Below are 20,631 nucleotides of genomic sequence, written 5' to 3'. Positions count from 1 at the left end.
CGTGAATACACTCCGAGTCGGCCTCATCGGCGCCGGCGGGATCTCGCAGGTGCACGCATCCGGATGGGCGGCGCTGGGCGTGCCGGTCACCGTTTACTCCCACGAGGGCGCTGAGGCGCTCGCGGCGGAGTACGGCTTCGACATCGCCACCGACCTGGACTCGCTGCTCGCGGCGAGCGACCTCGTCGACATCGTCACGTCGAGCAACAGCCACAAGGAGCTGGCGCTCTCGGCCATCGCGGCCGGCAAGCACGTGATCTGCGAGAAGCCCCTCTCCGTCACGGCGGCCGATGCGCGCGAGCTCGCCGACGCCGCCGCGGACGCGGGGGTGCGGCTGTTCCCCGCTCACGTCGTCCGGTTCTTCCCCGAATACGTCGCGGTGAAGGCCCAGGTGGATGCCGGCCGCATCGGCGACCCTGCCGTGCTGCGTTTCGTGCGCGGCGGGCAGGCGCCCCGCGCCGGCTCGTGGTTCTTCGACGAGAACGCCGGGGGAGGCATCATCCTCGACCAGATGATCCACGATCTCGACCAGGCCAGGTGGCTGGCCGGTGAGGTCACGCAGGTCTACGCGGTGCAGAGCCCGGAGAGCGTCGACGGCATCGTGCCCGGCATCGTCACGGCGCACGTCACCCTCACCCACGCGAGCGGTGCGATCAGCCACGTGCAGGGCACCTGGGGACCGGACGGCACGGTGTTCCGCACGAGTGCCGACGTCGCGGGCAGCAGGGGAACGCTCTCCATCGACTCGCGGAAGGACACCGCGACGGTGCTCGACTTCCCGGCCAGTGTGTCCGGGGACGGCTACCTTCCGCCGTCCACCACCGCCGTCAGCCCGTACACCCGGCAGCTCGCCGCCTTCCTGGCGGCGGTCGCGGAGGGAACCGATGCGGTCGTGACGCCGGAGGACGGCGTGCGCGCCGTCGCGATCGCGGAGGCGGCCGCCGCGTCGCTCCGCACCGGGCGCGCGGTCGACATCGACCAGGGGACCGGCCTGGCCGTCGCCGACCCGTCCGTCGCAGGATCGCACATCGCAGAGAACGTCGGCGCATGACCGCCGGAACAGGAGACACCGTGACCCGCCCGCTCAAGATCGCCGTTCTCTCGTTCGCCCATCCGCACGCGATCGGATACTGCCGACTGCTCGCCGGGCGCGACGACATCGAGCTGATCGCCACAGACCCCGACGGCGCTGCCGCCCCGGATGCCGCCCTCCGCGGGGAGGCGCTGGCCGCATCCATCGGGGTGCACTACGTCGCCGACTACGAGGCGGCGCTCGCCTGGGGCCCGGATGCGGTGATCGTCACGGCGGAGAACGCCGGGCACCGCGCGCTGGTCGAGGCCGCAGCAGCGGCCGGGGCGCACATCCTGTGCGAGAAGCCGCTCGCGACGACGGTCGAGGACGGCCGGGCGATGCTCGACGCCGCCGAGCGCGCAGGCGTGACCATGATGACCGCCTACCCGGTGCGCTTCGCGCCGTCGTTCGTGGATGCGCGCGCCAGAGTGCGTGCCGGCCAGCTGGGCGACATCATCGGCATCCGCGGCACGAACAACGGCAAGCTCCCGGCCGACCGCGCCTGGTTCACCGACCCTGCGCTCGCGGGCGGCGGCGCGCTGGTCGACCACGTCGTGCACTGCGCCGACCTGCTCGACGACCTGCTCGGCGCCCTGCCGACCACGGTGCGCGCCGTCTCGAACAGCATTCTGCACGCCGACGACGCGCTGCGGGTGGAGACCGGCGGCCTGGTGACCGCGACCTATCCGGGCGGCGTGGTCGCGACGATCGACTGCTCCTGGACGATGCCGGAGAACGCGCCGACCTGGGGAGGGCTCACGCTGCAGCTCACCGGCACGAAGGGCAACATCACCATCGCGCCGTTCGCACCGCACATCGCGGGGCAGACCGTCGACGGCGAGGTCTGGGAGGGCGTCGGCGACGACCTCGACGCTCTGATGCTCGCCGAGTTCCTCGACGCGGTGCGCTCCGGCCGGGAGGCGGTGCCGGACGGGCAGGTGGGGCTGCGCACGCTGCAGGTGGTGGACGCCGCACGCCGCTCCGCCCTGGACGGGCAGCCGGTCGCGCTGTAGCGGTCGCGCTGTAGCGGTCTTCCGTTGCCTCCCTAGCGCCGGGCGGCGATGACCGAGAAGTCCTTGTCGCCGTCGCCGGTGTCGACCGCGTCCTCCAGCGCGGCCGACACCAGCGACACGGCGGGCAGCGGGTCGCGGGAGGTCGCCAGCATCAGCCGGGTGTCCTTCGCGAGCAGGGCTGCGGAGAACTGTGCGTCGTCGAAGTCGCCGGAGACGACGGGGCCGCCCTTCATCGCGGCGATCGGCGCGAGCGCCGTGATGCCGAGGGTGTCGAGCACCTGCTCGGCGCTGAGGCCGCCGGACTCGCCGAGGCGCAGCGCCTCCACCAACCCCTCGAAAGCGACGGCGAGGGCGAGGTTGGCGACGAGCTTGCCCGCTGCCGCCTGCTCGGGGGTGTCGAGCATCCTGAGCTTGTTGGGGTCCGCCCAGAGGGCGACGATGGTGCGCGCCGTGCGGGCGGCGTCGTGCTCTCCGCCGATGAGGACGCCGAGGGAGGCGGCGCGGGCGGGCGCGAGGGAGCCGATGACGGGGGAGTGCACGTACGAGACTCCGGCGCCCTCCGCCCACGCGCTGAAGTCGGCGGCGTCGGCCGGTGAGACGGTGGTGATGTCGATCCACACGGCCCCGGATGCGAACGGCAGCCCGCCGTCGACGATCACCTCGCGCACGGCGTCCGGTCCGAACAGGGCGGAGATCACGGCCTGCGCGCCGTCGACCGCCTCCGCCGCGGTCTGCGCCACCGCCGCTCCACGCCGGCCCATCGCCTGCGCAGGCTCCGGGGAACGGTTCCACACGGTCACGCGGTGACCGGCGTCGATCAGGTGGGGGACGAGCTCGCGGCCCATGCGGCCGAGCCCGAGGAATGCGATGTTCATGTCTCCACTCTGCGCCGATGCGGGCGGCTAGGGAAGAGGCGACGCGGTGAGCCTGGCACGCGCCGCCGCCAGGAACTCACGCTCGGCGGCGTTGTCGGCGAGGGCGATGGCCGCCTCGTACGCGGCGGCGGCCTCGTCGGCCCGGTCCAGCCGGACGAACAGGTCGGCGCGGATCGCGTGCAGCAGGTGGAACGCGCCGAGCGCCTCCACCAGCCTGTCCGTCTCGGCCAGCGCCGCCGCAGGGCCGTCGACCTCGGCGACCGCGACCGCACGGTTGAGCGCGACGACGGGGGAGGGATGCACGGCCAGAAGCTGGTCGTAGATCGTCACGATCTGCGGCCAGTCGGTCTGCTCCGGGATGCGCGCGTCGTCGTGCACCGCCTGGATCGCGGCCTGGAGCTGGAAGCTGCCCGGCCGGTTCCTGCGCAGGCAGGTGCGCAGGATGTCCTGGCCTTCGGCGATGCGCGCCCCGTCCCAGAGGGTGCGGTCCTGGTGCGGAAGCGGCACGAGCCTGCCCTGCGCGTCCACCCGGGCGGAGCGCCGGGCGTCGACGAGCAGCAGCAGTGCGAGCAGGCCGAGTGCCTCCTCCTCGTCCGGCATCAGCTCGACCAGCAGCCTGGCCAGCCGGATCGCCTCGCCGCACAGCTCGTCGCGCACCAGCCTGTCGCCCGCGGACGCGGTGTACCCCTCGGTGAAGATCAGGTACACGACCGTCAGCACCGAGGCGAGCCGGTCGGGGAGGTCGGCGTCGGACGGGAGGCGGAACGGGATGCGCGCATCCCGGATCTTCGCCTTCGCCCTGGACAGCCGCTGGCCCATTGTGGACTCCTGCACGAGGAACGCGCGCGCGATCTCCGCCGTGCTGAGGCCGCCGAGCAGCCGCAGCGTGAGCGCCACCCTGCTGGCCGGGGCGAGCGCCGGGTGGCAGCAGGTGAAGATCAGGCGCAGTCTGTCGTCGTCCACCGGTCCCTCCTCTGCGATGTCTGGCGCATCCTGCTCGTGCAGGAGCGCCGCCTCCGCCTCGCGGTCGCGTCCGGTGGCCTCGCGGCGCAGCCGGTCGATGGCTTTCCGGCGGGCGGTCGTGATGATCCACCCGGCCGGTGCAGGCGGGATGCCGTCCTCCGGCCAGCGGACGGCCGCCGTCGCGAACGCATCCTGCACCGCGTCCTCGGCGACGCTCAGATCGCCGAAGACGCGGTACAGGACCGAGACCGCGCGGCCGTACTCTGCGCGGAAGACCCGCGCGATGTCGTCGCTGCCGACCGCGGGCTCCACGCCGACCGCGCGCTCCACGCCGGTCAGCCCGCGAACGGGCGCACTTCGATGGGCAGGGTGGTCGCGACGGCGAGCCGCCTGCCCCAGTCGAGCGCCGCATCCAGGTCGGGCACGTCGACGATGCTGAACCCGCCGAGATGCTCCTTGCCCTCCGCGAACGGGCCGTCGGTGATGAGCACCTCGCCGTCTGTCGGCCGCAGCACGGTCGACGACGACGCGGGAAGCAGCCCGTTCGAGAAGACCCACACGCCGGATGCGCGCATATCCCGGTCGACGGCGCCGACGGCCGCATCGATCGCCGCCATCACCTCCGGCTCCGGGATGGGCCCGTCGGGCTGGTAGACGCTGAGCAGGTACTGAGTCATGGTGTTCTCCGTTTCTCTCACCGTCTATACGAGTGGGGGTGGGTGATTTCGACACGGTGGGCGCGGTTAGTGTGCAGTCTGGTCTGTGCGGTCCAGCCGCGCCACCCCGATCTTCGAGTCGGCCATCCCGTAGAACACGTAGCGCTGGCCGTCGATCGTCTCGATCGCCGTCGGGAACACCACGTTCGGCACGATGCCGCTGCGCTCGTCCTCCGTCTCTGCCTCGAGGAGCGGGGCGTCGGTGCGGTCGATGACCCGCCAGGGCTCGTCGGCGTCGAGGATCATCGCGCCGGCGCCGTAGTTGACGTTCTGCTGCTGGGCCATCGCGTTGACGATCACGCCCGTCACGCCGTGGTGCAGGAGCAGCCAGCCCTCCGGGACGCGGATCGGCGCTGGACCTGCGCCGATCTTCAGCTCCTCGAAGGGATGCTCGGGGCCGGCCAGGAAGCGGTTGCCGCGCCAGCGGGCGAGCTCCCGGCGGTCGGCGAGCACCGCATCCAGGGGGATGAAGGCGATCCAGATGCTGGGGCGCGGGTCCGGCACGGTGGCCGGCGGACGGTTGCCTTCGCCGGGGCGCACCTCGCCGAGTTCCCAGACCGGGCGGTGCAGCACCGCGAGGCTGGGGGTGCCGTCCGGCGCGACCACGGGCTCGGGAAAGAACACCGTGTCCTTGTTGTGGTAGAGCCCGAGGTCGACGCCGAGGGCGTCGTCGTACTCGAAGGTCACGGGGCCGAGGCGCTGCCAGGAGCGGAGGTCGTCGGAGACGGCGACCGCCGTGCGCGGGCCGAGCGGGCCGAACGCCACGTACGTCATCACGTGCGTGCCGAGAGCCGGGATGAACGTCACGCGCGGGTCCTCGACGCCCGCGTTGTTCGCGCCGGACTCCCACTCCCGCTCCGGCTCCAGCACGACCGCCTCGCGGGTGACGCCGACCGGGAGGCCGCCCTCGATGTCCACCCTGGCGAGCCCGACGCGGGAGACGTTGCCCTCCGCCACGAGTCTCGGCAGCAGGTACAGCGTGCCGTCCGGCGCGTGGCCGGTGGCCGGGTTGAGCACACCCTCCGCCTCCAGCGGGTTGCCGGGCTCCGGGGCCATGATCACGCCCGCTCTGGTGAGGGCGTACGGGAAGTCGTCGGGGGAGCTCATGCTTCCTCCTCTGCGATGGTGCGGTCGTTGCGGTCGTTGCGGTCGTTGCGGTCGGCACGGCGGGTGGAACGGTAGAAGTACATCTCGCGGGAGCCGGGCGGAGCATCCCAGCCCTGAGCGAAGGTCCAGTCGCCGTCGAGTGTCTGCAGCCCTCCCCAGGCAAGCGAGCCGCCGCGGTTGATGGCGAGCTGCGTGAACGGGGCGGATCGCGCGTAGAGCGCCTGCGCCGCGGCGAAGTCGCCGTGCTCGTCCGCGTAGAAGAAGTCGAGCACCAGGTCGTCGCCGTCGACCACCGCGCAGGCCACTTCGTAGAGCGAGCCGTTCAGCGGGGTGAGGTCGAGGTACGGCTGCTCGGCGAAGGTCCAGTGCACGAGGTCGTCGGAGTGGCCGATCATCGGGCGCCCTCCGCAGCCCTCGGAGAGGAACATCAGATACTCGCCGCCGATCCGCACGGCGTTCCCGTCCGCATCCCGGGGCACCACCGCGCCTTTCGCCCAGTTCTGCGACACGTCGTACGGCACGGCGAGCCCCTGCTTCTCCCAGTGCTCCAGGTCGTCGGACGTGGCGACCATGATGTCGCAGGCCACCTCGCCCGTCTCCGTGCGGCGGATGGCGTTGTAGAACAGGACGTAGCGGCCGTCGACCCCGTAGACCTTGGGGTCTTCGCAGCCGAGCACCTCGTTCTCGAGCGTCGGGTAGATCACCGGGTTGGCGGGCGAGTCCGTCCACACCCCGTCCCTGCGCACGGCGTGGCCGATGCGGCTGGCCGTCGACTCCTTCCGCGGGGAGGCGCGGTAGAAGAGGTGCAGGGCTCCGTCGCGCTCGATCACGGTCGGGTTGAAGATCGAGTCGCTCGTCCAGCCGATGCCGGTGGGGTCGTCCCACTGGCCGTCCAGCCGGAAGGTGAGCGACGCATCCCGGGCGAACGGCCCGATCGCCCAGGGCGGCGTCTCCGCGTAGTGGGCGGAGAACTGGTCGGTCGAGATGCGGTCGGTGAGCGCGTTGGTGTGGGCGAGGGCTTCGGCGAAGCTCTCTCGGAGGTCGTCGGTGTCGACGGCTTTCACGGTACTCCTCGGTCGGAAAGGGAATGGGCGGAAAGGGATGAGCGGAAAAGGGATGGTGGGGTCGGCCCCGTGAATGCGGGTCAGCCCTTCACACCGGAGCCGATGTCCGTCGACGTGAAGTAGCGCTGGAACACGATGAACAGCACCACCACCGGCGCGGCCAGCACGACCGCTCCGGCGAGGATCGCGCCGTACGGGTTCGTGGTGGAGGCGGCGACCGTGCTGATGTAGTTCGCCAGCGAGACGGCGAGCGGCTGCATCGTCTGCTCCTTGGTGATCAGGAACGGCCAGAGGAACTCGTTCCACGGCCCGATGAAGGTCAGCAGCAGCACGGTCACCAGCGCCGGTCGCACCAGCGGGAGCGCCACCCTGCGCAGGATCATGAACTCGCCGGCCCCGTCGATCCTGGCCGCGTCGAACAGTTCCTTCGGGATCTGCAGGAAGTACTGCCGGAAGATCAGCACCGCCGTCGAGTTGATCGCGAACGGCAGGATCATGCCGAGATAGTTGTCGGCGAGACCGTAGTTGCGCGCGATCAGCACGTAGAGCGGCACCATCAGCAGCTGGAACGGCACCACCTGCACGAGCAGCGCCAGCGCGAACGTCACGCCGCGCCCCCGCCACCGCAGGATGGACAGCGCGTACCCGGCGAGCAGGCCGAACACGACCGTGCAGAGCAGCACGCCGCCGGTGAAGATCCCCGAGCTGGCGAGCCCGCTCCACAGGTTGATGCGGTCGTTGATGTTGACGTAGTTGTTGAACGTCAGGTTGCCCGGCGTCGGGAAGGCCCCGGCGACCGTCGTGTCCGGAGACGCCTGCAGGGAGCCGACGAGCATGTAATAGAACGGGAACAGGAACGCCAGCGCGCCGATGGTGAGCACGATGCCCTGCAGCACCGCCTGCCCCCTGCTGAGCTGCCGGGGAGAAGACAGGTCGGTCTTCCGGCGTTTGCGGGCCGGGGCTGCTGTCGTCGTCATGATTCTCTGTCTCCCGCGAATCGGTTCTGCAAGAAAGCGATGATGAGCACCACCACGACCAGGACGATGCCGATCGCGGCCGCGTATCCCGGGTGGCCCTGCTGGATGCCCTGCTGGTAGATCAGTAGCACGGGGGACGTGGATGCGCCGTTCGGCCCTCCGCCTCCCGTCAGCAGGTACGGCTCGGTGAACAGGTTCGCGCCGACGATGGTCGACAGCAGCAGCACCAGGACCGTCGCCGGCCGGACGCCGGGGATCGTCACCGAGAAGAACTGCCGCACCCGGCCCGCCCCGTCGGTCGCCGCGGACTCGTAGAGCTCGGTCGGCACGTTCTGCAACGCGGCCAGGTAGAGCAGGATGTAGAAGCCGAGCTGCTTCCAGGTGACGTAGATGGCGATCATCGGCATCGCCAAGGTCGGGTTGACGAACCAGGTGGGGTTCGGCGCCAGCGGCCCGAGGATCTGGTTGACCAGGCCGTCTTGGTTGAACAGGAACAGCCAGACGCCGATGATCGCGACGCTCGCCGTGACGTACGGCACGTAGTAGCTGACCCGCAGGAAGGTGCGGAACCGCTTGATGCTGTTCAGGCCGCTCGCCAGCACCAGGCTGAGCACGACCGTCAACGGCACGTTGATGACGAGGAAGATGCCGACGTTCGCGAACGACTGCAGCACGGCGGGGTCGGTGAACGCCGTCACGTAGTTGTCGAGACCGACGAACGGGCGGTCGACGTTCGCTCCGGGAGCTGCGAAGAAGTAGTCGAAGAACGACATGTAGATCGCGAACAGCAGCGGGTACGCGAAGATCACGATCACGAAGATCAGATACGGCGCGCTGAACAGCCAGCCGAGCGGGTTCCGCCCGAAGATGCGCTGCAGCAGCGGCTTGGCGGCCTGGTTCTGTCTGCCGCCGCGTGGCTGCCGCCCGGCGGCGGGGGCGTTGCCGCCCCCGGCCGCCGTGGTGGTGGTGCGGATGCTGGACATGCTCCGCCTACTTCTTGTTCTGCAGCGAGTCGATCTTCTCGGCCGCCGCCTTGAACGCGTCCTCCACGCTGCCGGAGCCGGAGATCACGGACTTGGTGTACGCATCCCGGAGCGCCTGCAGCTGCGCGACGGTGTTCGGGCCGGACGGGTCGTCGACCGTGCGCGCCGACTGGGCGCCGAACTCCTTGTACGCCGGGTGGGCGGCGAAGTAGTCGGCGTAGACGGAGGCGAGGTTGTCACGGATCGGCATCTGGCCTGTGACGTTCAGGAGCTTGTTGTCCTGGTCCTTGCTCGTGGCGAACTTGAGCACATCCCACGCCGTGCCCTGGTTCTTGCAGGAGGTGTACATGCCGACGTTCTTGGCGTCGGGGAAGGTGTACGTCTTGTCCGCCGCGACGCCGTCCTTGGTCGGGACGGGCACGGAGCCCCACTTCACCTTGTCCCCGTAGTACGCGATGGCCCACGGGCCGACGATGGCCATGGCCGACTTGCCGTCGGCGAACGCGTCGCCCTGGAACTGCTCCTTGCCCGCGAGGCCCTGGGAGTAGATGCTCTTCCAGAAGTTCGCGACCTCGAGGCCGTCCGCGCTGTCGATGGTGGCCTTGCCGTTCTCGATCAGGCCCTTTCCTCCGGTCTGGGCGGCCAGGAGCGGCAGGTAGTCGAAGTTCGGCTGGAAGAACTCACTGGTCGGTGCTGGATAGATGGCGTACTGCGCTGCGCCGCTGGAGGTGACCTGCTTGGCCGCCGTCAGGAACTTGTCGTACGTCGACAGGTCGGGGTTGTCCGGGTCGAGTCCGGCCTTCGCGAAGATGTCCTTGTTGTAGAAGATCATCACCGGGTTCTGCTTCCACGGCATCTGGTAGAAGTCGCCGTCCGCCGACTTGTACTGGTCGGCCGCGCTTCCGCTCCTGGCCTGGATGTACGAGTCGCCGTCGGAGAACTTCGACAGGTCGACGAGGCCGCCCTGCTTCTCGAACTGACCGGTGACGGCGGGGAGGTTGTTGAACACCAGGCAGGGCGTCGTGCCCGCGGTGATGGCCGCGCCGAGCACTTCCTCCGTGCTCTTGCCGGCCGGAACCTCCTGAGCCTTGATCTTCTGGTCGGGGTGGGCGGAGTTCCAGGAGGAGACCATCGCCTTGCCCCACTGCACCTCCTGCTCGTTGTTCGAGTACCAGATGGTGATCGGGCCCTTCGCCTTCATGGCGTCGGACGAGCCGCCCCCGCTCGACCCGCAGGCCGCGAGTGCGCCGGCGATGGCACCGGCGGTGATGATGCTGAGGATGATCCTGCGTCTTTGCATTCTTTCGTTCCTTTGTGTTTCACTCGCCGCCGGCGGGTGCCGCGGTCGATGCGCGCACGACGAGTCGTGCAGGGGGCAGGGCGACGTCGGCCGGCTCGCCGTCTTCCACCAGCCGCAGCAGTGCGGTGGCGGCGGCGATGCCCCATCCGGTCGGGTCGTTGTCGATGGTGGTCAGCGACGGGTAGACGTATGTCCCGATCTGCGAGCCGTCGAGGCCCGTGATCGAGAGATCCTGGGGGAGCCGGAGGCCGCGCTCGTGCGCGACGCCCATCCCGGCGATGGCCATCGGGTCGTTGCCGTAGACGATCGCGGTGGGCCGGTCCGGCCCGTCGAGCAGCGCCTTGGTGGCCTCCGCGCCCTGTTCGGGCGAGAAGTCGGTGGGCACGACCACCGGGGTCAGCCCGGCGGCGAGCATCGCGTGCTCGTACCGTTCCCGCCGCTTGCGGCCGTGCAGCATCCTCTCGTCGCCGGAGACGTGCACGATCCTCCGGTGGCCGAGACCGATGAGGTGGGAGACAAGGTCGTCGATGCCGGCGTCGTAGTCCCGGGTGATGACGGGGAACGGCGTGTCGTTGCCCGGCTCTCCGAGCGACACCGCCTGCATCCCGAGCCCGTGGATGAACGGGATGCGCTCGTCGTGCGCGAGCAGGTCGGTCAGCAGGAAGCCGTCGACCCGCTTGTCGGCGGCCAGCCTGCTGTACGCCCGCCGCTCCGCTTCCTCGTCCGGCACGACGGTGAGCACGAGCACCTGCCCGCGTTCGGCGAGCACCGTCTCCACACCGGCGATGAACGCGGGGAAGAACGGGTCGACCTCGATGGTGCGCGGGTCGCGGCGGAGGATCAGGCCGAGGGCGTACGCCCGCTTCGTGCTGAGACCCCTGGCGCCCGGGTTGGGACTCCAGCCCAGCTCACGCGCCACTGTCAGGATGCGGTCCCGGGTGTCCGGCGCCACCCCGCGGCGGTCGTTGAGTGCGAGGGAGACGAGCCCCTTGCTCACGCCCGCCGCCTTGGCGACGTCGTTGATCGTGACCGTCGCTGCGCTCATCGGGGCACCACCGTCGTGAACCCTCCGGCCTCGACGACGACCACGGCGTGACCGCCGAGCTTGGCGGGGGAGCCGACCTGGTGGCCGGTCTTGTCGTACCGGGTCACGGTCACGGGGCCGGTGCCTGCGAGCTTCGTCAGCGTCGGCAGCTTCGTGCCGTTGACGTACACATCGAGCCCGGTGGATGCGCCGGCCAGCCCGACATGCGACACCACCGGCTGCACGAGCACGGCGTCGAGGCTCACCGGTCCGCCGACGCGCGCCGTGACGGTGCGCACCGCGGGGAGCACGGGGACCGGCAGCGTCTGCGGCTTGAGGTGCACCGTGGTGGGCGCGATGCCCTGGGCTTCGGCCGCCGCGTTGACGGTCGTGCCGATCGGGAGCGTGATCCGCCCGGCCGTGGCCGTCCAGACGGTCTTGCCCGATCCTCCGGAGCCGAGGTCGGCGATGGGCAGGATGCTCGCGAGAGCGTGCCCGGCCGGCAGCGTCAGCGTGATCGTGTCCCCGGCTTTCGCCGTCACGTACTTCCCGCCCGACCAGTTGGCCGATCCCGTCCACGCCGAGGGCGGCGTGACCACGGTGGCCGACCCGGTCAGCGCGCCGTTCTCCACCTCGACGACCGCGAGGCCGTCCGTCGCGGTGGTGCGGGTGAGGGCCGTGGCCTGCGCGGCGACGGCGGGATGCGCATCCAGTGCCAGCATCGACAGCTCGGTGTGGATGACCGACTCCGCCCCGCAGTTGCGGTTCACGGTCGTGTCCGCCCCGATCCCGTCGACGCACACGCCGGTGGCCGGGTCGTAGACGGGGACGCCGGCCGGGTTGGCGCCGAAGTACCAGGCCGCCTGGGCTGCCGCCAGCTGGGTGAGCCCGGATGCGCCGGTGGCGTCGGCGACGGACAGCAGCCCTTCGAGGCGCGAGTCGACGCCGTAGGCGATCTGCGTGGTGTCCGCCGGGGTCGGCGTCCAGCCGTTGTCCGGGCCGCCCGAGGCGAGGAGCTGGGCGGTGAACTGGGCGGCGTCCGTCGCGGCGGTCTTCTGCAGGTCTTGCCTGCCGAGCACGGTCGCCGCGCGCGAGAGGGCAGCGGGCTCCATCCCGCCCCAGGCGTGCCAGAACGTGGGGGAGTTGGCCTCCGGCAGGAGCGCGCCGAACGGCCACTGCCCGATGCCGCCGCTGGCGAGCCCCGCGATGCCCTCCGCGTAGCGGGAGAGCGCCGTGGCCGCCGCCTGGTCGCCCGGCGCCGCCTTCACGTACGCGCTGAGGCCGAGCACCGCCTCGCTGGTGGCGCTCGCGCTTCCCACGATCAGCCAGGCAGGGACGGTGACCCCGTTGGCCTGGGCCGTGGTGCCGTACTTCGACAGCGATTGGCGCTGCAGGGCGGAGAGGGAGAGGTCCATCCGGTCTTTCAGGAACGAGGCGAACGCCGGGTCGGTGGCCGCGAAGCCCGCGTAGCCTTCTCCGAGCGCCCAGACGGTGCGCGCGAGCCAGAACGACTCGGCCGAATCGCTCGGGTCGGGAAGCTCGACCGGGATGGCCGACGGGTTCAGGGTGCCGTCTGACTGCTGCCAGAGCACGACGCCGCCCGCGTTCGGGCCGGTCGTGGTCTGCAGGTAGGTGAGCGAGCGCAGCAGTTCGTATGCGGACTGCTTGCTGCTGGCCGTGCCGTTCTGCGCCCAGTCGCGCAGGTAGACGACGGCGGCCCGGGAGATGTCGTCGGCGTCGAAGGCGCCCTGCGCGTACCAGCCCTTCGCTGCGTCGGTGATCGGACCGCCGCCGACGCGACGGAAGGTTCCGTCGGCGTTGCGGTCGGCGTAGACCCACGGTGCGCGGGCGGTCGGCTCCTCGGCCTGGCGGTACGTCGTGTGGCCGTCGACGCCGGGCAGCAGGGGGACGTCGGCCTGCAGCCAGTCGAGGTGCGCGAGGTTCGTCAGCTTCGCCGGAGCCGCAGCAGTGGCAGGGGTCCCGGTGGCTGCGACAGTGGATGCGGTGGTCGCCGCGGGGGCGACGGCCTGCGCGGGAAGCGCGCCGAGCGTGGCGGCCATCGTGCCGCCGAGGATGAGGGCGAAGATCGCCGTCGAGCGGCGTCGTACGGGGTGGTTTCGGAGGTCTCGCATCGTCGCGTCCTTTGTGTCTAAACCGGTTTAGGTGACGGTAGGCGCGTTTTCGGGGCTTGTCAACGGGAGGGGGCACGACCAGACTGGCGAGACCGGACAGCACTCGACCGAGGGAGTCGGAAATGGAATACAAAGACATTCCCACGAAGGCCGACATCGAGAGGTTCGCGGCGTTGAGGCAACCGGGCTCCGTGACCATCTACCTGCCGACAGGCACCGTCCCCGCCGAGGCGGACCGCGCCAGGATCGAGTTGAAGAACCACCTCGCGCAGGCGGTCAAGAAGCTCGAGGAGGACGGCATCCCGAAGCAGCGGATCGCCGCCATCCAGCGCGAGGGCGAGGCGATCCTGGAGGACAGGGACTTCTGGCGATACCAGTCGCGGTCGCTCGCGGTGTTCCTCGACGGCGAGCTCAGCGAGACCTTCCGGCTGCCGAACCGGCTGGGGTCGTCCTGCGACATCGCCGATCGCTTCTACGTCAAGCCGCTGCTGCGCACGATCACGTTCCCGCAGACCGCCCTGATCCTCGCGCTCGCGCAGAACTCGGTGCGTCTCATCCAGGTGTCCCCGCAGGCGCCGGCGGCCACCGTCGACGTCCCCGGGCTGCCGAAGGACGTCGCGGACGCGGCCGGGGTCGCCTCGATCAACGGCCGGGCACCGGATGGGCGCATCCAGGGCTCGGAGGGCCAGAAGGTCAGGATGCGCGAGTACGTCCAGGCGATCGAGCGCGCCCTGCACCCCATCCTCGCCAACTCGACCGACCCGCTCATCCTGGCGGCGGCGGAACCCCTCATCGGCATCTTCCGCAACGTGAACACCTACCCGAAGCTGGTGCCGGAGACGATCACGGGCAACCCGGAGGACAAGACGGACGAGGAGCTCGCGGCGGAGGCGCGCCTCATTCTGGACGCGGTCTACGCGCGGAAGGCCGAAGCCCTGAAGGCGGACTTCGAGGCGCGGCTGGCGGCCGGAACGGCCACCACCGACCTCAGCGACATGGCCAGGGCGGCGACATACGGTGCTGTCGAGTCGATCGTGGTCGACATCGACCGGCGCGTGCCAGGCACGCTCGACGAGGAGACGGGCGCCATCACGTACGCGGACGAGGACGAGCCCGGCAACTACGGTGTCGTCGACGAGATCCTGCGCAGGGCGCTGGGCTCGAAGGCGACCGTGTACGCGCTGCGGGCGGAGGAGATCCCCGGCGGCGCTCCTGCGGCGGCGGCGGTGCGCTTCCCGGTCTGACCGGGGCGGGAGAGGGAGAGGGGGCGCGCGTCCGCGCGTCTCTCAGCGCGCGCCCTTCCACACCGCGCCGACGAGCGTGTCCTGCACGAACGCGAGCCAGTCGTAGATCGCGCGCAGCAGGGCGGTCTCGTCGTCGTGCACGTCGCCGTCGTCTCCGTCCTCCACGATGCCGAGCCGGGAGGCGAGCACCAGCCGGATGTCGCCGATCGCGCGCATCCACGCTGTCGCCTCCTGCGCGTCCAGCCGCACCTCGATGCGCCCACGCGCCGAGCCGCTGCCGCCGAGGCCGCCCGTCGCGCTCAGCGCCTCCACCACGGTCACGGCGTTCAGCGCCTTCCGCTCAGCGAGCCCGTCCGTGGTGAACCGCCGGAACTCGACGGATGCCTCGGCGTCGTCCGGGTACGCATCCGGGAGCAGCCGCAGCAGCGCCGGATCGCTCGCCGGGTCGACCCCGGACCGCACGGCCTCGACAAGCTCCGCGGACTCCGATGCCAGCCGGGCGATGATCTCGGCCTCCTCGCGCTCGAACACGGCGACGATGGCGCCGTCCCTCGCGCGCCGGAACGGCTTCACTCGTCCGCCTTCGTCAGTGTCGCCCAGAGCCCGAAGTCGTGCATCGCCTCGACGTGCCGCTCCATCTCCTCGCGCGTCCCCGTCGCGACGACCGCGCGGCCGGCGTTGTGCACGAGCAGCATCAGGCGCTCGGCCTCGGAGCGCGGGAAGCCGAAATAGCTCTGGAAGACGTAGCTCACGTACGACATCAGGTTGACGGGGTCGTTCCAGACGATGGTCACCCAGGGCGATCCGAGCTCCAGCCGTTCGCCGAGCTCGGTCTCTTCGATGGTCGACGCGTCGGTCACGACGCGTCCTCAGGGAGGTGGAACACGGTCACAGAGTCTACCGCCGGCCGCGCACGACATCCCTGGTCGGTTCGTGCCCGAGGCCGAGGGCGTCGGAGATGGCGTCCGCCGCCCGCACGAGCGTCAGGTGGGTGAGCGCCTGCGGCGTGTTGCCCGCCTGGGAGCCGCCGGAGACGTCGTACTCCTCCGACAGCATGCCGACGTCGTTGGCGAGGGCGACCAGCCTGTCCATCAGCTCGCGCGCATCGTCCACCCTGCCGGAGCGGGCGTACTGCTCCACCAGCCAGAACGAGCAGGCGAGGAAGGGATGCTCGCCGGGCGGCAACCCGTCCACCCCGTTCTCGGTGCGGTAGCGCAGCAGCAGGCCGTCGCGCATCAGGTCGGACTCCAGCGCGCGCACGGTGCCGAGCATCCGCGGATCGTTCCAGTCGCAATAGCCCACCTGGGCCAGCTGCAGCAGGGAGGCGTCCACCTCGGTGGTGCCGAAGTGCTGCACGTACGTCCCGCGCTCCTTGTCGAAGCCGTGCGCCTCCACGTCGGCGCGCACCTCGTCCCTGCGCTGCCGCCAGCGGTCGACGGGCCCGTCGAGCCCGTGGTCCTCCACCGCGCGGATCGCGCAGTCGAACGCCGCCCAGACCAGCGCGCGCGAGTGCGTGAAGAACCGCGGGGTTCCCCGGATCTCCCAGATGCCGTGATCTGCCTCGTGCCAGTGGTCTTCGAGGTAGCCCATCAGCGCGCGCTGCAGCGCCCAGGACAGCCTGGTCTCCGCAACGCCATTCCTGCGGCCGTGGTCGAGGGCGAGCATCACCTCGCCGATCACGTCGGCCTGGAACTGGGTGGATGCCTCGTTGCCGATCCGGACGGGAGCAGCGCCCTGATAGCCGGGCAGGGTGGTGATGATGCGCTCGGAGAGGTCGCGCTCACCGGAGAGGCCGTACATGATCTGCACGTCGCCCGGATCTCCGGCGACGGCGCGCAGCAGCCAGTCCCTCCAGTGGTCGACGTAGTCGTCGTAGCCGTGGGCGAGCAGCGCGGAGATAGTGAGCGACGCATCCCGGAGCCAGACGTACCGGTAGTCCCAGTTGCGTTCTCCGCCGAAGCTCTCCGGCAGCGACGTGGTCGCCGCGGCGACGATCCCACCGGTCTGCAGGTGCGTCAGGGCCCGCAGCAGCAGAAGCGACCGCACGACCTCGTCGCGGTACGGCCCGTCGTGCTGGCAGCCCTCCGCCCACTTCGACCACCAGTCGCGGGTGCGGGCGAGCGCCTTCTCCACGTTCGGAGCAGACGGGGTGTGCCTGTGCGACCGGAACCAGGTGAGGCTGAGGTCGATGGTCTCGCCGGCGGTGATCGCGAACTCGCCGGAGTGCGCGTGGTCGGTCGCCCGCAGCGCCGAGCCGCGCACGACGATCGCGTCCGGTCCTGCAACGGCGATGAGCGCGGGCGGATGCTCGGAGTCGTCCTTGCGCACCCACGGGATGGCGCTGGCGTATCCGAACCGGATGCGCAGGTCCTGGCGCATCCGCACGGTGCCCCGGATGCCGCGCACCCTCCTGACCAGGTCGGCCCGGCCGTCGCCCATCGGCATCGCGTCCGTGACCTCGACCTCGCCGCTGTCGGTGGTCCAGGTGGTGACGAGGATCATCGTGTCGCCCTCGTAGCGGCGCACGGAGCGCGCATCCGGATCGCTGGGCGCGAGCAGCCAGCGCCCGTGGTCCTCCGTGCCGAGCAGCGAGCCGAACATCGACTGCGCGTCGTAGCGGGGGAGGCACAGCCAGTCGATGCTGCCGTCCCGTCCGACGAGGGCCCCCGTGAAGCAGTCACTGATCAGGGCGTAATCCTCGATGGGGAGCGACATGTCTTCCAGTATGGCCGTACTGTGATGGACATGACGCAGTCGGTGACCACTCTCGTGATTCTCGGAGCGAGCGGCGATCTCTCGTCCAGACTCCTCCTCCCCGCACTCGGACAGCTGCTGACCGACCACCCGGAGCGTTCGGTGAAACTGGTCGGCTCCGGCACGGAGGACTGGACGGACGCGCACTGGCGTTCCGTGGTCCGCGCGGCCTTCAAGACCATGAAGGCCAGTGGCCCGGCGGTGGATGCGATCCTCTCCGGCACGACCTACCTCAGCGCCGACGTCACAGCGCCCGACGACCTGCAGCGCATCCTCGACGCAGCAGACGGGGTGCCCGCGCTGTACTTCGCGCTGCCTCCCGCGGTCGCCGCGCTCGCCTGCAAGGCCCTCGAGAAGCTGAAACTTCCCACAGGTTTGACGCTCGCGCTGGAGAAGCCGTTCGGCACGGACCGGCGCAGCGCGATCGCGTTGAACGCCCAGCTCGCGAAGCTCGTGCCGGAGGACCAGATCCACCGGGTCGACCACTTCCTGGGACGGTCGACCGTGTTCAACCTGGTGGGACTGCGCTTCGCGAACCGCATCTTCGAGCCGCTCTGGAACGGCCAGCACGTGGACAGGGTCGACGTGATCTACGACGAGACCCTCGGCCTCGAGGGCAGGGCGCGCTACTACGACAAGGCGGGCGCGCTGGTCGACATGATCCAGAGCCACTTGCTGCAGGTGCTCGCCGTGCTGGCGATGGAGCCGCCGTCGACGATGGGCGCCCAGGACATCCGGGATGCGAAGGGCGCTGTGCTCCGCGCCACCCGCGTGTGGAACGACAGCCCGGTGGAGTCGAGCAGGCGCGCGAGGTACACGGCGGGCACCGTGGAGGGCGAGAAGGTGCCGTCCTACGTCAAGGAGCCGGGCGTCGACCCGGACAGGGAGACGGAGACGCTCGCCGAGGTGACCTTCCAGATCGACACCTGGCGCTGGGCCGGCGTGCCGTTCACGCTGCGCTCCGGCAAGGCGCTGGGGGAGAGGCGGCGCGAGATCGTGGTCACGTTCAAGCCGGCCCCGCACATCCCGACCGGGCTGACGGGCGTGAAGGAGCCGACCAAGCTGCGGATCATGCTCGCGCCGGACGAGATGTCGCTCGACCTGAACATCAACGGCCCTGGCGACCCGACCGCGATCGAGCGCGCATCCCTGTCGGTGGAGTTCGGCCCGGGCGAGCTGCTCGCATACGGGGAGGTTCTGGAGGGGATCCTCGACGGCGACCCGTCGCTGTCGGTGCGCGGAGACACCGCCGTGGAGTGCTGGCGCATCGTCGCCCCGGTGATCAGCGAGTGGAAGAAGGACGCCGTCCCGCTGACCACCTACCGCGCAGGCTCACGCGGGCCCGCCGCGTGGCACCCGCTCGGCTAGCCGGAGGCTGGGCGCTAGGCGGCGGAGCGCTCGGTGAGGGTGGGGATCTCGCCGGTGACCGGCTTGCGCAGGTCGGTCCAGACGGTGATCGGCGCGGGCTCCCAGCCGAAGGCGGCCGGCTCGTCGGACTCCGTCGTCGTGTCCGCCTCGACCGTCACTGCGGTCTCGTCGGCCGCGACGGGCTCGGAGGCAGGGGCCTCCGCGGCGAGGTGCTGCGGCTCGGCGGTCGCGATGGTCTCGCCGGCGGCGACGCGCTGGCGTGCCTCCACGAGGGCCGTCGTGATGCTGAGGCTGACCGACTGGGCGAGGACCGAGTGGAAGATCGTGTCGGTGTCGTCTGCGGCGCGTCGGGACACGGTCCATTCACCGCGTTCACCGATCAACTCGGCCACTTTGCCGTGGACGAGTTCGAGGATCTGGGCGTCCGTCAATTGTGGAACCGGAGCCGCCGGAACCGCGGCGGCGTGCCGCCTACGACCAAACATGATCCAACCCCTTCCAGGCTGTTCTTACACTTGAATACAAGTGTCCTGGAAGAAATCTCAGATTCGGCGCGGACACGCCGTGCGATCAGCGCGATTTCTCGCTGATCTCGGCTTCTTTCGACTCTTCGAGCACCGTGCCGACCGCGATGACGAGCGACAGGGCCGCGCTGATCCACAGCAGGGGCACCCGCCAGTCCTTCGCGCCTGAGCGGGTGGTCTGGATGGTCGTCCAGAGTCCGAAGGCGGCACTGATGATCGCTCCATTGAAGATGAACTTGCGCATCCGCATCCTTTCGCTCCTGGCACTACGCTACCGGGTGCGTTTCGTAGCGTACGCTCGCAGAGCCGCGTCGAGAACCGCAGCAGCGAACACACCCACGACACGAAAGGACGATGGATGCGCACCGCGATCGTCGGCGCTGTTCTCCTCCTGCTCGGAATCGTCGCAGTCGCGACCGGCATCCTCCCCCTGGAGGACGCCGCGCAGCTCGGGGACAGGGTGTGGCCCATCCTGCTGTTCGTGGTCGCCGTCACGGTCGTCACGGAGCTGGCGGCGGAGGCTGGACTCTTCACCGCCATCGCGCAGCAGACGGCACGCTGGGGTCGCGGACGGGCCTGGGTGCTCTGGCTGCTGGTGGCAGCGGTCGCGGCGCTCAGCACCATCTTCCTGTCGCTCGACACCACGGCCGTGCTGCTCACGCCCGTCGTCATCGTCCTCGCCCGCCACGCCGGCCTCGACCCTCTGCCGTTCGCGCTCACCACCGTCTGGCTCGCGAACACCGGCTCGCTCCTGCTTCCGGTGTCGAACCTGACCAACCTGCTGGCCCAGCACGCGATGGGGGATCCGAGCCCGCTGCAGTTCGCCGCGCTCACCGCAGCGCCCGCCATCGTGGCGATCATCGTGCCCGTCGTCGCGATCTTCCTGATCTACCGCCGCCGCCTGCTCACCCGCTACGAGACCGGGGACATCGACGGCATCGAAGACCCCGTGCTGTTCTGGTGGAGCGCCGCCGTGGTGGTCGCGCTCGTGCCTCTGCTGGTGTCCGGCATCCCGGTGTGGATGCCCGCGACGGGGGCCGCCGTGGTCCTCGGCGTGGTGTTCCTGGTGCGCCGCCGCTCGGTGCTCCGGTTCGGGCTGGTGCCGTGGCAGCTCGTCGTGCTGGCGTCCGGTCTGTTCCTGTTCATCGAGGCGCTGCACTCCGTCGGCCTGGGCGAGCTGCTCGCCGTGGTATCGGGGACGGGGGATTCGCCGCTCGCGCTCCTGCGGCTTTCGCTGACCGGGATGGTCGGCGCGAACGCCATCGACAACCTCCCCGCCTACCTCGCCCTCGAACCGGTCGCCGGCAGCCCGGCACGGCTCGTCGCGCTGCTGATCGGCGTGAACGCCGGGCCGCTGATCACCCCGTGGGCGTCGCTGGCCACGCTGCTCTGGCACCAGAGGCTCACGTCGCTCGACGTCGAGATCCGCTGGAGCCGCTACATCCTCCTCGGCGCCATCGTCGCGCCGCTCACCGTCATTCTCGCGACGCTCGCCCTCATCGCCACGCTCTGACC

Annotated in this window: 20 protein-coding genes; 5 read left to right on the top strand and 15 right to left on the bottom strand. The window is 70.3% G+C overall.

What is annotated here, in order from left to right:
• Position 1 precedes the first annotated feature (1 nt).
• The gene (locus tag AC1ROC_RS04700; protein ID WP_492998403.1) at positions 2–1,051 is read left to right on the top strand and encodes a Gfo/Idh/MocA family protein; all 1,050 of its coding nucleotides are present in this window, start codon (positions 2–4) and stop codon (positions 1,049–1,051) included.
• Positions 1,048–2,085 (top strand): Gfo/Idh/MocA family protein, encoded by a 1,038-nt coding sequence (locus tag AC1ROC_RS04695; RefSeq protein ID WP_492998401.1) that lies wholly within the window; start codon positions 1,048–1,050, stop codon positions 2,083–2,085. Before AC1ROC_RS04700 ends, AC1ROC_RS04695 begins: the two co-directional genes overlap by 4 nt.
• A 32-nt stretch (positions 2,086–2,117) precedes the next feature.
• On the opposite strand, the gene AC1ROC_RS04690 is transcribed toward AC1ROC_RS04695, so the two are convergent.
• From AC1ROC_RS04690 to AC1ROC_RS04645, 10 genes are all read right to left on the bottom strand, one after another.
• A complete protein-coding gene (locus AC1ROC_RS04690) occupies positions 2,118–2,960 on the bottom strand; it encodes an NAD(P)-dependent oxidoreductase (protein ID WP_492998399.1) in 843 nt (280 codons plus the stop codon).
• A gap of 27 nt (positions 2,961–2,987) precedes the next feature.
• Entirely contained in the window at positions 2,988–4,262 is a 1,275-nt protein-coding gene (locus AC1ROC_RS04685) for an RNA polymerase sigma factor (protein ID WP_492998921.1), read from the bottom strand.
• Positions 4,259–4,600: a YciI family protein gene (locus tag AC1ROC_RS04680; RefSeq protein ID WP_492998397.1), complete on the bottom strand. Its 342-nt coding sequence runs from the start codon at positions 4,598–4,600 to the stop codon at positions 4,259–4,261. The genes AC1ROC_RS04685 and AC1ROC_RS04680 overlap by 4 nt, the downstream gene beginning before the upstream one ends.
• A gap of 66 nt (positions 4,601–4,666) precedes the next feature.
• Positions 4,667–5,746 (bottom strand): glycoside hydrolase family 130 protein, encoded by a 1,080-nt coding sequence (locus tag AC1ROC_RS04675; RefSeq protein ID WP_492998395.1) that lies wholly within the window; start codon positions 5,744–5,746, stop codon positions 4,667–4,669.
• Positions 5,743–6,810, bottom strand: a complete 1,068-nt coding sequence (locus AC1ROC_RS04670; protein ID WP_492998393.1) for a glycoside hydrolase family 130 protein — start codon at positions 6,808–6,810, stop codon at positions 5,743–5,745. Before AC1ROC_RS04670 ends, AC1ROC_RS04675 begins: the two co-directional genes overlap by 4 nt.
• 80 nt (positions 6,811–6,890) lie before the next feature.
• A complete protein-coding gene (locus AC1ROC_RS04665) occupies positions 6,891–7,787 on the bottom strand; it encodes a carbohydrate ABC transporter permease (RefSeq protein WP_085369522.1) in 897 nt (298 codons plus the stop codon).
• Positions 7,784–8,770, bottom strand: a complete 987-nt coding sequence (locus tag AC1ROC_RS04660) for a carbohydrate ABC transporter permease (RefSeq protein ID WP_085369523.1) — start codon at positions 8,768–8,770, stop codon at positions 7,784–7,786. Before AC1ROC_RS04660 ends, AC1ROC_RS04665 begins: the two co-directional genes overlap by 4 nt.
• Before the next feature lie 7 nt (positions 8,771–8,777).
• Positions 8,778–10,070: an ABC transporter substrate-binding protein gene (locus tag AC1ROC_RS04655; RefSeq protein ID WP_492998390.1), complete on the bottom strand. Its 1,293-nt coding sequence runs from the start codon at positions 10,068–10,070 to the stop codon at positions 8,778–8,780.
• 19 nt (positions 10,071–10,089) lie between these two features.
• Entirely contained in the window at positions 10,090–11,115 is a 1,026-nt protein-coding gene (locus tag AC1ROC_RS04650; RefSeq protein ID WP_085369525.1) for a LacI family DNA-binding transcriptional regulator, read from the bottom strand.
• A complete protein-coding gene (locus tag AC1ROC_RS04645) occupies positions 11,112–13,226 on the bottom strand; it encodes a hypothetical protein (protein WP_492998388.1) in 2,115 nt (704 codons plus the stop codon). The genes AC1ROC_RS04650 and AC1ROC_RS04645 overlap by 4 nt, the downstream gene beginning before the upstream one ends.
• 122 nt (positions 13,227–13,348) lie before the next feature.
• Between AC1ROC_RS04645 and AC1ROC_RS04640 the strand changes: the two genes are divergently transcribed.
• A complete protein-coding gene (locus AC1ROC_RS04640) occupies positions 13,349–14,470 on the top strand; it encodes a baeRF8 domain-containing protein (RefSeq protein WP_168689212.1) in 1,122 nt (373 codons plus the stop codon).
• A 42-nt stretch (positions 14,471–14,512) separates the two neighbouring features.
• Here the strand turns inward: AC1ROC_RS04640 and AC1ROC_RS04635 are convergent, their stop codons facing one another.
• The 3 genes from AC1ROC_RS04635 to AC1ROC_RS04625 are packed head-to-tail and all read right to left on the bottom strand — an operon-like array spanning position 14,513 to position 17,185.
• Positions 14,513–15,043, bottom strand: coding sequence for a DUF2017 domain-containing protein (locus tag AC1ROC_RS04635; RefSeq protein WP_492998385.1), 531 nt, complete (start codon positions 15,041–15,043; stop codon positions 14,513–14,515).
• Positions 15,040–15,330: an ATP-dependent Clp protease adapter ClpS gene (gene clpS, locus AC1ROC_RS04630; RefSeq protein ID WP_085369529.1), complete on the bottom strand. Its 291-nt coding sequence runs from the start codon at positions 15,328–15,330 to the stop codon at positions 15,040–15,042. The genes AC1ROC_RS04635 and clpS overlap by 4 nt, the downstream gene beginning before the upstream one ends.
• 37 nt (positions 15,331–15,367) lie before the next feature.
• Positions 15,368–17,185 (bottom strand): glycoside hydrolase family 15 protein, encoded by a 1,818-nt coding sequence (locus AC1ROC_RS04625; RefSeq protein WP_492998383.1) that lies wholly within the window; start codon positions 17,183–17,185, stop codon positions 15,368–15,370.
• A gap of 30 nt (positions 17,186–17,215) precedes the next feature.
• Between AC1ROC_RS04625 and AC1ROC_RS04620 the strand changes: the two genes are divergently transcribed.
• Positions 17,216–18,592 (top strand): glucose-6-phosphate dehydrogenase, encoded by a 1,377-nt coding sequence (locus AC1ROC_RS04620; protein ID WP_492998381.1) that lies wholly within the window; start codon positions 17,216–17,218, stop codon positions 18,590–18,592.
• 14 nt (positions 18,593–18,606) lie between these two features.
• Here the strand turns inward: AC1ROC_RS04620 and AC1ROC_RS04615 are convergent, their stop codons facing one another.
• Both AC1ROC_RS04615 and AC1ROC_RS04610 read right to left on the bottom strand, forming a co-directional pair.
• Positions 18,607–19,023, bottom strand: coding sequence for a hypothetical protein (locus tag AC1ROC_RS04615; RefSeq protein ID WP_247597361.1), 417 nt, complete (start codon positions 19,021–19,023; stop codon positions 18,607–18,609).
• A gap of 139 nt (positions 19,024–19,162) precedes the next feature.
• Positions 19,163–19,360 carry a hypothetical protein gene (locus AC1ROC_RS04610; protein WP_085369532.1) on the bottom strand — a complete coding sequence of 66 codons (198 nt, stop codon included), beginning with the start codon at positions 19,358–19,360 and terminating at the stop codon, positions 19,163–19,165.
• Between the two features lie 114 nt (positions 19,361–19,474).
• Between AC1ROC_RS04610 and AC1ROC_RS04605 the strand changes: the two genes are divergently transcribed.
• Positions 19,475–20,629 carry an SLC13 family permease gene (locus tag AC1ROC_RS04605; protein WP_492998378.1) on the top strand — a complete coding sequence of 385 codons (1,155 nt, stop codon included), beginning with the start codon at positions 19,475–19,477 and terminating at the stop codon, positions 20,627–20,629.
• Positions 20,630–20,631 lie beyond the last annotated feature (2 nt).

The organism is Leifsonia sp. GW821-FHT13C05, from assembly GCF_058806515.1.
Note: the sequence above shows the minus strand (reverse complement) of the source record. Positions and strands in the feature narration are given on the sequence as shown.